The 15839-nt window shown below is 60.7% G+C and carries 13 protein-coding genes; 10 read left to right on the top strand and 3 right to left on the bottom strand.

The window, feature by feature from the left end:
- Positions 1-741 precede the first annotated feature (741 nt).
- Positions 742-1641: a LysR family transcriptional regulator gene (locus ACYVIT_RS24695; RefSeq protein ID WP_415805657.1), complete on the bottom strand. Its 900-nt coding sequence runs from the start codon at positions 1639-1641 to the stop codon at positions 742-744.
- Between the two features lie 180 nt (positions 1642-1821).
- Between ACYVIT_RS24695 and ggt the strand changes: the two genes are divergently transcribed.
- Positions 1822-3579, top strand: a complete 1758-nt coding sequence (ggt, locus tag ACYVIT_RS24700) for a gamma-glutamyltransferase (protein ID WP_415805658.1) — start codon at positions 1822-1824, stop codon at positions 3577-3579.
- 70 nt (positions 3580-3649) lie between these two features.
- On the opposite strand, the gene ACYVIT_RS24705 is transcribed toward ggt, so the two are convergent.
- On the bottom strand, positions 3650-5437 hold the full coding sequence (locus ACYVIT_RS24705; RefSeq protein ID WP_415805659.1) for an IlvD/Edd family dehydratase: 1788 nt from the start codon (positions 5435-5437) through the stop codon (positions 3650-3652).
- Between the two features lie 12 nt (positions 5438-5449).
- On the bottom strand, positions 5450-6436 hold the full coding sequence (denD, locus tag ACYVIT_RS24710; protein ID WP_415805660.1) for a D-erythronate dehydrogenase: 987 nt from the start codon (positions 6434-6436) through the stop codon (positions 5450-5452).
- A 174-nt stretch (positions 6437-6610) separates the two neighbouring features.
- Between denD and ACYVIT_RS24715 the strand changes: the two genes are divergently transcribed.
- The 9 genes from ACYVIT_RS24715 (at position 6611) to ACYVIT_RS24755 (ending at position 15815) form a co-directional block, all read left to right on the top strand.
- Positions 6611-8050, top strand: a complete 1440-nt coding sequence (locus ACYVIT_RS24715; RefSeq protein WP_415805661.1) for an FAD-binding oxidoreductase — start codon at positions 6611-6613, stop codon at positions 8048-8050.
- Positions 8051-8080: 30 nt separating this feature from the next.
- A complete protein-coding gene (locus tag ACYVIT_RS24720) occupies positions 8081-8833 on the top strand; it encodes a FadR/GntR family transcriptional regulator (protein WP_415805662.1) in 753 nt (250 codons plus the stop codon).
- 84 nt (positions 8834-8917) lie between these two features.
- A complete protein-coding gene (locus tag ACYVIT_RS24725) occupies positions 8918-10141 on the top strand; it encodes a fumarylacetoacetate hydrolase family protein (RefSeq protein ID WP_415805663.1) in 1224 nt (407 codons plus the stop codon).
- Positions 10142-10243: 102 nt separating this feature from the next.
- Positions 10244-10768 (top strand): TRAP transporter small permease, encoded by a 525-nt coding sequence (locus ACYVIT_RS24730; RefSeq protein ID WP_415805664.1) that lies wholly within the window; start codon positions 10244-10246, stop codon positions 10766-10768.
- The gene (locus ACYVIT_RS24735) at positions 10768-12045 is read left to right on the top strand and encodes a TRAP transporter large permease subunit (RefSeq protein ID WP_415805665.1); all 1278 of its coding nucleotides are present in this window, start codon (positions 10768-10770) and stop codon (positions 12043-12045) included. Before ACYVIT_RS24730 ends, ACYVIT_RS24735 begins: the two co-directional genes overlap by 1 nt.
- 142 nt (positions 12046-12187) lie before the next feature.
- Positions 12188-13210 carry a TRAP transporter substrate-binding protein gene (locus ACYVIT_RS24740; protein ID WP_415805666.1) on the top strand — a complete coding sequence of 341 codons (1023 nt, stop codon included), beginning with the start codon at positions 12188-12190 and terminating at the stop codon, positions 13208-13210.
- A 170-nt stretch (positions 13211-13380) separates the two neighbouring features.
- Positions 13381-14190: an SDR family oxidoreductase gene (locus ACYVIT_RS24745; protein WP_415805667.1), complete on the top strand. Its 810-nt coding sequence runs from the start codon at positions 13381-13383 to the stop codon at positions 14188-14190.
- A 61-nt stretch (positions 14191-14251) separates the two neighbouring features.
- Positions 14252-14890 carry a bifunctional 4-hydroxy-2-oxoglutarate aldolase/2-dehydro-3-deoxy-phosphogluconate aldolase gene (locus ACYVIT_RS24750; protein ID WP_415805668.1) on the top strand — a complete coding sequence of 213 codons (639 nt, stop codon included), beginning with the start codon at positions 14252-14254 and terminating at the stop codon, positions 14888-14890.
- Complete coding sequence (locus tag ACYVIT_RS24755) at positions 14877-15815, top strand: sugar kinase (RefSeq protein ID WP_415805669.1); 939 nt, start codon at positions 14877-14879, stop codon at positions 15813-15815. Before ACYVIT_RS24750 ends, ACYVIT_RS24755 begins: the two co-directional genes overlap by 14 nt.
- The last annotated feature ends 24 nt before the right edge of the window (positions 15816-15839 follow it).

Consider the following 15839-nt stretch of genomic DNA (forward strand, 5'->3'; position numbering starts at 1 on the left):
CCTTTTTTTTTACAGTGTCAGGTGCTTTGGGTGTGGGCGAGGTTGGCGTGCTTATGGACGTCGAGCCGAGGCAATCGGGCCGTGAGGGCTTCACAAAGCCGGTCCGGCGCGCGGGCGCCGGACACCGTGTTCGCTCACCTCGTCCGCGCCTTCGCGCTCCCTACGGTGTCCGCTCCACTCGGCTTTGAGGCGCCCTCCCGGCCCGATTGCCTCGGCTCGACTCGCAGTAATTCAAGCTCATGACATCGCCGGCACGGTTGTCTTGCTTGGCATTTTTCTGCAGCCGCGTTGGCAAGGAGGAAGGTCTTGCAGGGCTGCCATTTTCGGGTGCCCTGCACCCCCGAAAATGGCGATCAGTCCGGGCATGCGGCGGGGTGGCGTGGTGCCTGGTTGGAAGATCTGCTTGGCTAGAGTCGATGCATGCGACGATGATGTATGGAACGTATGATGAGATGTAGAGCGTCATGACGCATAGAACGATGGTACGTAGAACGTCACTACGCGTAGGACATCGGGATATGCAGAGCGAGCGAAGAGGCGTCGCCCATCGTTGGATATCGCGAAATCGTGGTGCGAACAATCTCCTGCTGATCGATAAGAAACCGTCGCTCGAGAGATCTTCTGTTCATCCCCGATGCCACGGTCACTGCCCCGCTTCGACGTCCAATAGCACTCGATACCCCACCCCTGGACCGCAACAACAACGGCACTGGCAGCAATGCTCCACCACGCGATCCGCCTTTATGGATGCGATGGATCGGCCTGCGACAGTGCCTCGCAGGCCTCGCGCAGCTGTTCGATGAATTCGCGGTGCAGGTTGGACAAAGGATCCTGCGTGCGCGTCAGAATGCTGAGAGGCACTTTCAGCGGCGGGTCCAGCCGGCGTACCACCATGCCGGGACGCAGCATGGCTCGCACGGTGATGGCATCGACGATGGCCTCGCCACAACCTGCCTCGGCCAGGGCGCAGGCCACATAGTGAGTTTGCACCTGAATCGCCACGTCGGGATTCAGGCCTTGTGCGTCCAAGGCCATTTGCAATAGCGTGCCTGAGGCATCGCGAGAGTCCAGCACAATCAAGGTGTCGTCGACCAGATCGGACAGACGCGTCGTTTTGCCGCCGTTCGATTTGCGGCCCAGATGCACCAATTCGGTATGGCCCAGCGGCGCGCGGGTCAGGCCCGCGTAGTCCTGCATGTCGAATGTCACGGCCAGATCGAGTTCGCGGCTCAACAGCCCCTGGACCAGTTCGGCGCTGTGATAGGTATGAATGTCGAACGTGATACCCGGCTGTTTATCGCGGCTGGCACGCACCACTTGCGGCAGCAGGCCCAGTCCCAAAGCGGGCGCGCACCCCAGGCGGATGTGGCCGTGCGGGCGCTCCCGCAGACTCGCCGCCAGTCTGCGTACGCTATTGAGGTCTTGATTGAGCCGGGTGACCTCCGGGCTCAGGATCTCGGCCTCGCGTGTGGCGACCAGCCGGCCCTTGACGCGCTCGAATAGCTTGAATCCCAATTGCATCTCGGCATGCGCGAGCAGTTTGCTGGCTGCCGGCTGAGAAATGTGCAGCGCCGCGGCCGCCTCGGTCAAAGAACCGGTGCGGCGTATAGCCTCGAAAATTTCGATGTGTCGAAGGCGCATGGCAAAGGGGAGAGCGAAAACGCCCCATTCTATTGCGATAATGTGCCCGAAGGGGCGCGTGCGCCGGTGTTGTGACTCGATGTGGTGGTTCGGTGATGCTTTGATTAAAACGCCCCGGAGCGATCGCCGCGCATTCCAAGTGACACGCTTGCCGCAACTATGGGCTGGGGAGAGACCTTGATGTCGATCAGAAAAAGCATCCTGGCGGTATGCATCGCCGCCTTGTCGAGCACTGCCGTGGCGCAGGTTGCCGTTGATACCCACGAAAATCTGAACCCCGAGATCGCCTCCGGCTACACGACGCGGCAGGCCGTCACCGCCCAGGACCTGATGGTGGCGACGGCCAATCCGCTGGCGACCCAGGCAGGGTATCGCATCCTGCAAGCAGGCGGCAGCGCCGTCGATGCGGCCATCGCAGCCCAGTTGGTACTGGGTCTGACCGAGCCGCAATCCTCGGGCATCGGCGGGGGCGGTTTTCTGGTGCACTATGCCGCCGCGAATCGGCAATTGCGCGTCTACGATAGCCGGGAAACTGCGCCTGCGGCCGCGCGTCCCGATCGTTTCCTGCGCGACGGCAAACCACTGCCGTTTGCCCAAGCCGTCAACAATGGCCGATCCGTCGGGACGCCCGGTCTGCTGCGTGGCCTGGAGCTCGCACATCGGCAACAGGGAAAATTGCCATGGCGTTCGCTATTCCAACCCGCCATTGAGCTGGCGACGCAAGGTTTCGCTGTCTCTCCCCGATTGCATGCGCAGATCAGCGAGTCGCGTGACGCACTGGCCGCTCAGCCGGCCGCAGCCCGCTATTTCCTGGATGCGGAGGGAAAGCCCTGGCCTGTCGGGCATGTGTTGAAGAATCCCGACTATGCCGCCGTCCTGAGCCGTGTCGCCGACAAAGGGCCCGATACGTTCTATCACGGCGATATCGCGCGCGACATCGTAGCGGCGGTTCGCGGTCATGCGAGTCCGGGCGATCTGAGCGTGGCAGACCTGGCGGGCTATCGTGCGCGAGTGCGCGATGCGGTGTGCGGCGACTATCGGGAATATCGTTTGTGTGGTGCGCCGCCGCCCAGCAGCGGGCCATTGGCGGTGTTGCAGATGCTGGGCATTTTGCAGCATTTCCCCATGAATCAGTTGGGGCCGAACAGCGTGCAGGCCGTGCATTATTTCGCCGAAGCGGGCCGCCTGGCCTATGCCGATCGAGGGTTCTATGTCGGCGACCCGGAATTTGTGCGGGTGCCTGTGCAGGCCATGTTGAATCCGGCGTATCTGGCACAACGCGCCACGCTGATTCATCTCGATCGCAGCATGGGAACCGCATTGCCGGGCGATCCTGCGAAACTCCTATCGCAGCGCGCACAGGATGATGCTCTGGAGCTGCCATCCACCACCCACGTGGTGGTCGTGGATGCCCAGGGTAACGTGCTGTCGATGACCAATACCATAGAGTCCGCGTTCGGCAGCAAGATCTTTGTCAGAGGCTTTCTGTTGAACAATGAACTGACCGATTTCTCGATGTCGTTTCAAGACCCCGAGGGCCGACCTGTGGCCAATCGTGTGCAGCCCGGCAAACGGCCGCGCAGCTCCATGGCGCCGATGATCGTGTTTCGCGATGGCCAGCCATATATGGCAGTAGGATCGCCAGGCGGCAGTGCCATCATCAACTACGTGGCCAAGACCTTGGTCGGTGTGTTGGATTGGAATCTCGATATCCAACAAGCGATCGCACTGCCCAACATGGGCAGCCGCAATCAGGCAACCGAGCTGGAGCAGGGAACCGCGTTGGCAGAAATGGCGCCGCTGCTGCGAGCCAAGGGGCATGAGGTCAAGGTGACGGAGTTTCCCAGTGGTATCCAGGGGATCGTGATGGACCGCGGCGTCTTGACCGGCGGCGCCGATCCCCGGCGTGAGGGGTTGGTGCTGGGCGGGAAAAATTGATGCTGAAGTACGGGCGCCTTTTAAGCCGGTATTGCCCCAGGCAGGCACCGCAGCGCCCGTATTCGCTTCATCAATGATTGTGGCGTGGCATGCGCTGTGCGATTTTCCGGAATTGCAATGCGTCTTCCAGCACAGCTCCCTCTGCCAATGAGCCGACCCCGCGGCGATAAATCATCTGCCAGGGCGTGGCGTCTGGCGGCACAGCCGGGATGCCGTCGGTTTGTTTACGGCGGGCGATTTCGGCATTATCCACCAGGGCATCACAGAGCCCCCGGTTCAAATCGATGCGTATCTTGTCACCCGTGCGCAGCCACGATAGCCCGCCGCCGGCCGCGCTTTCGGGCGATGCATTCAGAATGGATGGGCTGTCGGCCGTGCCCGATTGACGTCCATCGCCCAGGGTCGGCAGGCTTGAGATTCCTGCACGCAACAGAGCGTCTGGCGGTTGCATATTGACGACCTCGGCAGAGCCTGGCCAGCCGATGGGACCGGCTCCCCGGATCACCAGGATGCAGCGTTCATCGATATTCAGCGCCGGGTCGTTGATACGGCGGTGATAATCCTCGGACCCGTCGAATACAACCGCACGGCATTCAAAAATGCCTTCGCTGCCGGGCTCGTTCAAATAGCGTTGTCTGAATTCTTCCGAGATCACGCTGGTTTTCATGATCGCGAAATCAAACAGATTGCCCTTGAGCACCATGAATCCAGCGCGTTCTTTCAATGGCGTGGCATATGGATAGATGACTTCACGATCCGTGCTTTCGCGGCCTTGCAGGTTCTCACGCACGGTCTTGCCCGTGACAGTGGGGCAATCTCCGTCCAGTTTGCCTTGCTGCAGCAATTCCCACATGACGGCGGGCACGCCGCCTGCACGATGAAAGCGCTCGCTTAGGTATTTGCCGGCAGGCTGCACGTTGGCCAGTAGCGGCAGGTCGTAACCCTCGCGTTGCCAGTCGTCCAGCGGCAGTTCCACACCCGCATGGCGCGCCATGGCCATCAAGTGCGGTTGCGCATTGGTAGAGCCGCCCAGGGCGGTATTCACCCGAATGGCATTCAAAAAGGCGGCGCGCGTCATGATGTCAGAGGGTTTGATGTCGTCCAGCACCAGCTCCACCGCCCGGCGGCCCGTGCGATAGGCCATCTGGCCGCGTTCGCGATAGGCGGCCGGAATCGCCGCACAGCCGGTCAACGACATGCCCAGCGCTTCGGCCATGGCGTTCATGGTCGAGGCCGTGCCCATGGTGTTGCAATGACCCACCGAGGGGGCAGAGTCCAATGCGGCCTGCATGAATTCTTCTTCGTTGATTTGTCCGGCTGCGAGCTTGCGGCGCGAGCGCCAGATGACTGTGCCGGAGCCGACCAATTCATTCTCGTGCCAGCCGTCCAGCATGGGGCCGCCGGACAGCACGATAGCGGGAATGTCGACTGTGGACGCGGCCATCAAGGCAGAGGGTGTGCTCTTGTCGCAACCGGTCATGAGCACCACGCCATCAATGGGATAGCCGTACAGGATTTCCACCAGGCCCAGATAGGCCAGGTTGCGATCGAGTGCGGCGGTGGGGCGCTTGCAGTTCTCGAACAAGGGATGCGTAGGGAACTCGATAGGGATGCCGCCCGCATCGCGCACGCCATCACGCACGCGTTTGACCAGTTCCACATGCACGCGATTGCAGGGCACCAGATCACTGCCGCTTTGCGCAATGCCGATGATGGGTTTGCCGGAGCGCAGTTCTTCTGGAGTGATGCCGTAATTCATGAAGCGCTCCAGATACAGCGCCGTCATGTCGATGTGATCGGGGTTGTCGAACCAGTCCAGTGAACGCAGCCGTTTGACGGGTTTTTTACTGTTGTCCATGTCTACTCCGGGTTAGCCCAGCTTGCCGCCGAGTTCGTCTTCGATATGCGCGCGAATGATCTCGTCGAACGACGATTCCGCCGTAAAGCCCAGTTCACGTGCCCGCGTGGCGGTAAACCCGGGGGCCCAGCCTTGGACCATTTGCGTGATCATGGCGTCGGGCTCGCGCCGAATCAGGGCGACGGCCTTGTCACCGGCTGTGCGGCGCAATGCCTCGATCTGTTCGCCGACGGTGGCGCTGACACCAGGCATGTTCAGATTGCGCCGCGGCCCCACACCTTGCAAGTCCAGCGTGGCGGCATGGCGCAGGAATCCCACGGCCGAACGCGGCGACGCGTGCCAATGCCGCACATCCTCGGGAACGGGCAGCACCGCCTCCTGGCCTACCAGGGGCTCGCGCAGGATGCTGGAAAAAAAGCCCGATGCCGCTTTGTTGGGCTTGCCCGGGCGTACGCACAGAGTCGGCAGACGTATCCCTATCCCATCGAAAAAGCCGCGTCGCGTGTAGTCCGACAGCAGCAGTTCGCTGATGGCTTTTTGCGTGCCATAGCTCGTCAACGGCGTATGGTGAAAATCGTCGGGAATGGGGTAGGGCAACGGTGCGCCATAGACGGCGATCGACGAGGCGAACACGACGCGTGGTTTATAACCATCGGCCGTAGATTGCGAACGGATGGCATCAAACAGGTAGCGGGTGCCGTCCAGATTGATGCGGTAGCCCTTGTCGAAATCCAGTTCGGCTTCGCCCGACACGATCGCAGCCAGGTGCACGATCAGGTCGGGCCGGGCGGCGACGAGGGTCTCGGCCTTGCCCGGCTCGGATAAATCCGCTGCCTCGCAATCAACCTGTCCTCGAAATTTCGCAGGCGCCTCGGGCGGCACCACATCCCATAACGTCAGCCGGTCTACGTTCTGCGTGCCCAGCACCGGGTCACGCGTCAACGATTCCGTCAATTTCCGGCCGACCATCCCGGCCGCGCCAATGATGGCGATATGCATTGCAGTCTCCTCCGGGCATCCCAGGGCCCGATACGATATTTTTGTTGAGAGCTAGGGTTGATCTCTAGTAGGCATAACCTGCACTTCCAGGTAATCTGATGACCTATTATAGGGTTGTCTGACAGGCTGACTACTGGTAAAAACCAGTCCAACGAAAAAAATCTGGAGACTCGCATGACATCGTCGGCTATTGCCCGTGTCGCTGATTTGCAGACCGCCTTGGTGCACAGGCTGGGGGCTGCGTCGGTGATTACCGATCCCACGGATCAGGCGCGCTATTGCCGCGACTGGCATGGCGATGTGACCTCGGGGGCGGTCGCCGTATTGCGCCCCGATTCGACACAGGCGGTGGCAGAGGCGGTGCGCGCATGTGCTGAGCTAGGCTTGGCCGTCGTCCCGCAAGGGGGCAATACGGGCCTGGTGCTGGGCGCCACGCCCGACGATCCACAGAATCAGGTCGTGTTGACCCTGGAACGCATGAACCGGGTGCGCAGCATGGACCCGGGCGATTTTTCTGCGGTAGTCGAGGCGGGCTGTATCCTGCAACAGATCCAGGAGGCCGCCGAGGATGCCGATATGTTCCTGGGCCTGTCGCTGGGCGCGGAGGGCAGTTGCCAGATTGGCGGCAATATCAGTACGAATGCCGGCGGCATCAACGTATTGCGTTATGGCATGGCGCGCGAACAGGTATTGGGGCTGGAGGTAGTGCTGCCCGACGGCACGATCCTGGACGCGTTGGGAACCTTGCGCAAAGACAATCGCGGCATCGACATCAAGCAATTATTCATCGGCGCCGAAGGCATCCTGGGTGTGGTCACCGCGGTGTCGTTGAAACTGCACCCGCGTCCCGAGCAGGTCGAGACCGCCTTGTTGGGCGTGGACTCACTGCACACTGCGATTGCGTTGTACCGCCGCGCACGGCGCGATTGCTGCGATCTGATGACCGCTTTCGAGTTCATGCCGCCATCGGCCTTCATGCTGGCGCGCGAGGCGATTCCCAGCCTGACGCTGCCGATCGCGATGGACCATCCCGGTTATGTGCTGATGGAGCTCTCGGGTTCGGGCCTGGTCGATATGCGCGCCTTGCTGGACCACTTTCTGGAAAACGTCATGGCCGATGAGTTGGTGCGTGATGGGGTGGTGGCGGCCTCTCGGGCGCAGGCTGCCAATCTTTGGAAATTCCGCGAAGCCATGAACGAGGGTCAGGCGCAGCGCGGCGCGCATTTGCGTACCGATGTGTCGGTGTCGCTGTCGCAATTGTCGAGTTTCGTAGAGCAGGCAGAGACGCGGCTGCGAGCTGAGTTTCCCGATTGCCTGACGCTGTCATATGGTCACGTGGGTGATGGCAACGTTCATATCAATGTGATCCCGCCGGCTTCGGCGGATGCCGTCGAGCGCGATCGCGTGATTCACGATGCCAAGGACTGCATCAATGCGGTGATTGATGAGTTTCGCGGCAGTATCAGTGCCGAACATGGCATTGGCCGCTTGAAACGCCCCGAATTCGAAGCGCGTATCAGCGACCCGCGCCGCCAGCTGTTGACGGCTATCAAGCGGGCGATTGATCCGGACGGCAGGCTGAATCCCAATTGCCAGATACGCAGCGATGCATGATGTGCGCTGACACGAAAACGCAGGAACACAATGGTTAATTTCGGACAGATCCAGCGCTTGGAGCATTTGCCTGCCAAAGTCGCTGCCACCATAGGACAGGAGATCTCGTCGGGCCGCCTCAAGGCCGGCGAGAAACTGCCTACGGAGCACGAGCTGGCCAAGACGTTTGGCGTGAGCCGGTCGGTCGTGCGCGAGGCTATCGCGCAATTGCGGAATGAGGGCCTGCTCGATACGCGCCAAGGCGTCGGAGCCTTTGTGCTGGAGCCGCAGCGCCGGCCGGTCATTCGCATTGACAGTACCGACTTGTCTAACCCCGAGAGCTTTCGCAGTCTCTTTCAGCTGCGTGTGCCTTTAGAGGTCGAGGCTGCAGGACTGGCTGCCTTGCATCACACAGCCGACGAACTGGGACGCCTGGATGAGGCGCTCGACATCATGCGCGGCATGGATACGCGCTGGACATCCGAAGGCGTTGCTGCGGATCTGGAGTTTCATTGCGCTCTGGCCGACGCTACGCATAACGAGTACTACGCAATGTTCGTAGGATTCATCGGCGAAAAAATCACCAACACGATTGCGGTGGCGCGTGCGCGCGCCGAGCTGGAACAGATTGTGCAGATCACCGTTGCCGAGCATACCGCGATACGCGATGCCATCGCGTCGCGCGACATGATGCAGGCGCGTGCCGCTATGCGAGCCCATATTCTGGGGGCGGCCGCGCGTCTGGACCTGCATTTGGAAACCCCTACCGGCGATCGCCTCAGAGATCGTGGTGCAGTGACCTGATATCGAGGCAGAACGAGCCGCTCGCAATAGATTCATTTCTAACGACAACCGTATTCGCGCGACATGCGCGACCAGGAGACCAGAATGACCGCGCCCAGCGCATCCTCAGGCACCATCCCCGAACGAAGCGACGCCGCAGCCCAACGTGCGCGGCTGACCGCCGCGGATATTTTGCCCCGCGACGTCGACCAGGCCCGTCTGGTCGGCCGCGTCTGGTCTAAAAAAATGGGCGGCCCATGTCCTGTGTTTTTGCGCCAAGGACAGCTCCATGACGTCAGCAGTGTGGCATGCACACTGTCCGCGTTGCTCGAGCGTTCTGACCTGCTGACGCAGTTTGATCAGAACCAGGATTTGCCTGTGTTGGGAAGCGTGCAGGATTTTCTGGATGGTTCAGCGGGCGAATTGCTGGCGCCACTGGATCTGCAAGCGGTGAAGGCTGCAGGCGTCACGTTTGCCGATAGCATGCTGGAGCGCGTGATCGAAGAGCAAGCCAAAGGCGATCCTTCTCAGGCTCAGGCGATTCGCGCCAAACTGGCACCCGTGCTGGGCGATAACCTGCGCGGGCTCGTGGCAGGTTCAGAACAGGCACAACAGGTCAAGGCGCTGCTGCAGGATATGGGCCTGTGGTCGCAGTACCTCGAGGTCGGCATCGGCCCGGACGCAGAGATCTTTACCAAGGCGCAGCCCATGTCCTCCGTGGGCTGCGGTGCGACGATCGGCATCCATCCCGGATCGCATTGGAACAATCCCGAGCCCGAAGTCGTGCTGGCGATCACCTCGGACGGCCGTATCGTCGGCGCGACGCTGGGCAACGATGTCAATTTGCGTGACTTCGAGGGACGGTCGGCCTTGCTGTTGAGCAAGGCCAAGGATAACAACGCTTCGTGCGCGATCGGCCCCTTTATTCGTCTGCTGGATGACGATTTCACGCTGGCATCCCTGGGCCAATTGGAAGTGTCGCTGGATGTGCAAGGGCCCGACGGTTTTCGCATGCAAGGCATCAGCGCCATGTCGGCAATCAGCCGCTCGCCGCGCAATCTGGCCGATCAGTTGTTGAATCGTTGCCATCAATATCCCGACGGCGCGGTGTTGTTCCTGGGCACCATGTTTGCGCCGACCAAAGATCGACGCGGCGAGGGGCAGGGCTTTACGCATGAGGTGGGTGATCGCGTCAGTATTTCGACGCCTGCGTTGGGACAACTGGTCAACTGGGTCGATACGTCCGACGCATGTCCGGAGTGGACGTTTGGCGTGGGTGCATTGATGCGCAACCTGGCAGAACGAGGATTGTTGGCACCCAAGGCATAGAAAGCCCGGCGGGCCGAGACCCGCCACAGCATTGCTCTGCATGAGGACTAATAACGTATCGCGCACGCCGGAGGGCACAGCGCGATCACCAAGGAGACAGGTATGCAACGAGTCACTGAACTGTTTTACAAATTTCTGGGCCTCATTATGGTCCTGTTGCTGGCCGCCATGGTGGTCATGGTATTTGGCAACGTGCTGCTGCGTTACGGATTCAATTCCGGCATCGTGGTGTCCGAGGAATTGTCGCGCTACTGCTTTGTCTGGCTGACCTTTGTGGGAGCCGTGCTGACCTTTCGCGAGCATTCGCATATGGGCATCGAAAGCCTGGTGCAGCGTTTCGGACGGCGCGGCCGCCTGACCTGCATGGCGTTGAGCAACATCATCATCATGGGCAGTTCCGCGATCTTTTTTTGGGGCGCGGTCATGCAGTTCGATATCAACGCCACGATGTTCGCGCCGGTCACGGGGCTGTCTCTGGCCTGGGTCTATGGCATCGGGCTGTTCACTGGCGCTGCATGCTTTTTGATCTCGGCATTGAGATTGATACAGGTATTGATAGGCAGGATCAGCGACGAAGAAATTGCTCGCTTCGTCGGTGAAGACGGCCAGATTGCGGAGGTGGTCTGATGACGTTGCTGATCTTTGTAGGTTCGCTGCTAGGTGCCATGGCAGTAGGCGTGCCGATCGCCTTTGCCTTGATTTTCTGCGGTATCGCGTTGATGTGGCACATGGATATGTTCAATGCGCAGATCGTCGCGCAGAACATGGTCACGGGCGCGGACACGTTTACCCTGCTGGCGATTCCCTTTTTCCTGCTGGCGGGCGAGTTGATGAATGCCGGCGGCCTGTCGCGCCGCATCATTGATTTTGCATTGGCCTGCGTGGGTCACATCAAAGGCGGCCTGGGCATCGTTGCCATTCTGGCTGCGGTCATCATGGCCAGCTTGTCGGGGTCGGCTGCAGCCGATACGGCAGCGTTGGCGTCCATCCTCATCCCCATGATGCGCGAGGCCGGCTACAACGTTCCTCGTTCCGCTGGCTTGATGGCGTCGGGAGGCATTATTGCTCCCGTGATTCCGCCGTCGATGGCGTTCATCGTGTTCGGCGTGGCTGCCAATGTGTCGATTTCCAAATTGTTCATGGCCGGCATTGCGCCGGGGCTCATGATGGGGTTGACGCTGGTGGGTATGTGGCTGTGGCTGGTACGCAAATCCGACATCAAACCCTTGCCCAAGCAAAGTATGAAACAACGCTTGCAGGCGACGGGGCGCGGCGCATGGGCGCTGGGCATGCCAGTGATCATTCTGGGCGGCATCCGGATGGGTGTTGTCACGCCGACCGAGGCTGCCGTGGTGGCGGCCGTCTATGCCTGGTTCGTGGGCACATTCGTCTACCGCGAACTGAAGTTTTCCCATCTGTACGACGTATTCCTGAAGTCGGGCAAGACCACGGCCGTGGTGATGTTCCTGGTGGCCGCCGCCATGGTATCGGCCTGGTTGATTACCGCGGCGGACATCCCGGGGGAGGTCACGGCGCTGATCGAACCCTTGATAGACCAGCCCAAGTTGCTCATGTTCGTGATCATGCTGCTGGTAATGGTTGTCGGTACCGCGTTGGACCTGACGCCCACGATCTTGATCATGACGCCGGTGCTGATGCCTATTGTGAAACTCGCCGGCATCGATCCCGTGTATTTCGGCGTCATGTTCATCATGAACAACTGCATCGGTTTGTTGACGCCGCCGGTTGGAGTGGTGCTGAACGTGGTCAGCGGTGTGGCGCGCGTCCCCTTGGGGCGTGTGGTGTGGGGAGTGATGCCGTTCCTGCTGGCGTATTCAGTGTTGCTCGTGTTGTTCGTGATTTTCCCGGAACTGATCACCGTGCCCATGCATTGGTTGTTCTAGATTCCTGATGTTGAGTTCGCCGTGACGACACGTTGCGGCCAGACGTACGAAGCGAGCAACAAGACTCGCCGCTTTACCCAAGTCCAACGTTTATTGACTGATATCGAAAGACAAAATCTGCCGATCAGATGAGGAGATCTACATGAAGAAACTAGTCATAGCCGCCGCCATCGCCGCTCTGGGTGCCGCTACCGCGTTGCCTGCATCCGCCGCGGGCGACTTCAAGTCGCGCAACATTCGCCTGTCCAATGGATTGGCCCAAGAGCACCCGGTCGGTAACGGCGTCAAAGTCTTTAATGAGTGCCTGCAGGAGAAATCCGGCGGAAAAATGAAGATCACCGCATACTGGAGCAGCTCGCTGGGCGACGATATGCAGGCTACGCAAGCGCTGCGCTCAGGCACCCAAGAGGCCGTGATCACCTCGTCCTCGCCGTTGGTGGGCCTGGTGCCCGCATTGGGCGTGTTCGATCTGCCGTTCCTGTTCAGCAACGAACAAGAGGCCGACGCCGTCATGGATGGCGAGTTCGGAAAATTCATCAATGAAAAACTCGACGCGGCGGGCGTGGTCAACCTGGCCTACTGGGAAAATGGCTTTCGCAATCTGAGCAACTCCAAACATCCCGTGAGCAAATGGGAAGACTTTGGCGACCTCAAGCTGCGTGTCATGCAGAACAATATCTTCCTCGACACGTTCCGCACCATGGGCGCCAATGCGACCCCGATGGCGTTCGGCGAGATTTTCTCCGCCTTGGAAACGCGTGCTATTGATGGCCAGGAAAATCCCTTTGTGACCATCGATACCTCGAAATTCTATGAGGTGCAGAAATACATCTCTGTGACCAATCACGCGTATACGCCGTTCCTGGTCTTGTTCTCCAAGCCGATCTGGAGCCGCTATTCCGATGACGAGAAGGCCGCATTGCGTGAATGCGCCGTGCTGGGCGGCAAAGAGGAACGCAAAGTCATCCGCACCATGAACGGCGAGTCCCTGGCCAAAATCAAAAAGGCTGGCCTCGAGGTCAACAACGTCAGCCCCGAAGAGCAGAAACGCATGCGCGACAAAGTCCAATCGGTGTACGAGCAGCACAAAGCCACCATTGGTGCCGACGTCGTGGACCGCGTTCAGAAAGAGCTCGCAGCTTTGCGCGCAAAGAGCGGTTCTTGATCCCTCGCAGGCTGCGCCGTGCTCACAGAGCCGGCCAGCCTGATGCATGGCCCGTGCAAGACCATGTATGAGAATCATCTCGTCATCAACGTGGAACGTCCCGATGCCTGAAGCAGCATGATGACAAGACATCTAACGGAAAATGGCGATAAGGATTACAGGGAAGCCCCATGGCACAGCATGTAAACCAACCGGCAACGCCCTCATCGGCAACCGCCTCGTCCCTGTTTGACCTGTCCGGCCGGCGTGTCCTCGTCACGGGCTCCAGCCAGGGGCTCGGTTACGCGTTGGCGCGTGGGTTGGCTCAGCACGGCGCCACCGTCATCATGAATGCGCGCAACGCAGCGCGCCTGAACGAGGCAGTACAGCGTTTGCGCGGTGAAGGCTTGTCCGCTCACGCATTGCCATTCGACGTCACCGATCCCGCCGCCGCACAAACCGGCATCAACGGGGCCGAATCCGAATTTGGCCCCATCGACATCCTGGTCAACAACGCCGGCATGCAACATCGCGGCCCATTGGAGCAATTCCCTGTAGACCAATGGGATGCCCTGATGCGCACCAACATCAGCAGCATCTTCTACGTCAGCAAACCTGCGGCCACTCACATGATCGCGCGCGGCCGCGGCAAAATCATCAACATCGCCTCCGTACAGAGCGAATTGGCCCGCCCTGGCATCGCCCCGTACACCGCCACCAAAGGTGCTGTACGCAACCTCACGCGCGGCATGGCGACCGACTGGGCGCGTCACGGCCTGCAAATCAACGCCATCGCTCCGGGCTATTTCCGCACCGAACTCACTCAGGCCCTGGTAGACAACCCCGATTTCACCCAGTGGCTCAGCCAACGTACCCCCGCCGGCCGCTGGGGCAATCCCGAAGAGCTCGTCGGCGCTGCCGTATTCCTGGCCAGCGACGCCTCCTCTTTCGTCAACGGCCACACCCTCTACGTAGACGGCGGCATGACCGCCAGCGTATAAAACAAGTTGAAGACGCGGAGTCACCGTCCTCCGTGAACAGAACATCCCCAGGACAATCCCCATGCCAACCCCTCTGCTAAACGCATTGATCCAGACCCGCGTGGTCCCCGTCCTCCGTTACACCGACGCCGAGCAAGCCCTCTACGCCGCAGACATCGCCATCCGTGCAGGCTTCGAAGCCATCGAGTTGACCTGGACCATTCCCGACGTCCTGAACGTCCTGCAAACCCTGCGCCAGCAACACGGCAGTGCCGTCCTGCTAGGTGTAGGCACCTTGATGGACGCCGCTCAGGCAAACGCCGTACTCAAGGCCGGCGCCGATTTCCTCGTCTCCCCTGGGTTAGCCACCGACATGATCCCGCCCGCCCACGAGGCCGGCAAACTATGCCTCGTAGGCGCCTTCACCCCCAGCGAAGTCATGACCGCGAACCGGGCCAACGCCGACGTCGTGAAAATCTTTCCCGCCGACACCGGCGGCCCCGCTCATCTAGCCGCCCTGCGAGCCGTGTTCCCTGACACCGTGTTCTGCCCTACGGGCGGCATATCGACAAACAACATGCACGACTATTTCCGCGCAGGCGCCAACTTCGTCGGTATAGGGTCCTCTCTCTACGACAAAAAAGCCTTTGCCGCCCGCGACACCGACAGCCTCTTGGCGGCGGTGCGCCAGACCCGGGAGGCCGCCCATGGCCGCGCATGATTTCGATGTGGTGGGCCTGGGCGAGGCCTTGATCGAATTCAACCAGACCGTGCCGGGCGAGCCCATGTACCGCCAAGGCATCGGCGGCGACACCTCGAACGTCATCATCGCCGCAGCGCGCGCAGGCGCTCGCACCGCCTATCTGGGCCGCTACGGCGGCAACGACGATTTCGGCGAATTGCTGCTGCAAACCTGGCGCAACGAGGGTGTCGACGTGTCCGGCATGATATGTGACGAACAGGCCAACAACGGCCTGTATTTCGTGCAGCATGCGGCGGACGGCCATCGCTTCAGCTATGCACGCCACGAGTCGGCTGCCGCGCGCATGCGGCCCGCGGACTTGCAGCATGGACTGGTCGAACGGTCGCGCTATCTGCACGTATCCGGTATCAGCCTGGCCATCAGCACCACCGCCTGCGATACCGTGTTCGCCGCCATGGAACGCGCCCGCAACGCCGGGACGCGCTCGTGCCTGGACGCCAACCTGCGCGCCCGCCTGTGGCCGATGTCACGCGCTCGCGCCATCCTGCGCGAAGCCATCGCGCAGTGCGACGTGTTTCTCCCAGGTCTGGACGATATGGCGTTGATGACCGGCATGGACCAGCCGGATGCGATCCTGGACTGGATTCGCGCCGTCAACGACCACGCCATCGTCGTACTGAAGATGGGCAGCAAGGGCGTGATCCTGGACGACAAGCTCACTCGCACGCCCATTGCGCCGCGCAGCGTGAAAGCCGTCGACGCCACCGGGGCGGGCGATTGCTTCGCAGGTAATTTATTGGCGCGCGCCTGCGCCGGTGACGATTGGTTGCAGGCCTGCTATTACGCCAACGCGGCCGCAGGTTTGTCCACGACCGGATATGGGGCGGTCGATCCCTTGCCTAGACCTGAGCAGGTCAGGGCATTTCTGAATGCGGCAAATTAACATCGCCCGCTAACAGTCCCTCGG

It is taken from the genome of Bordetella muralis (assembly GCF_054781015.1).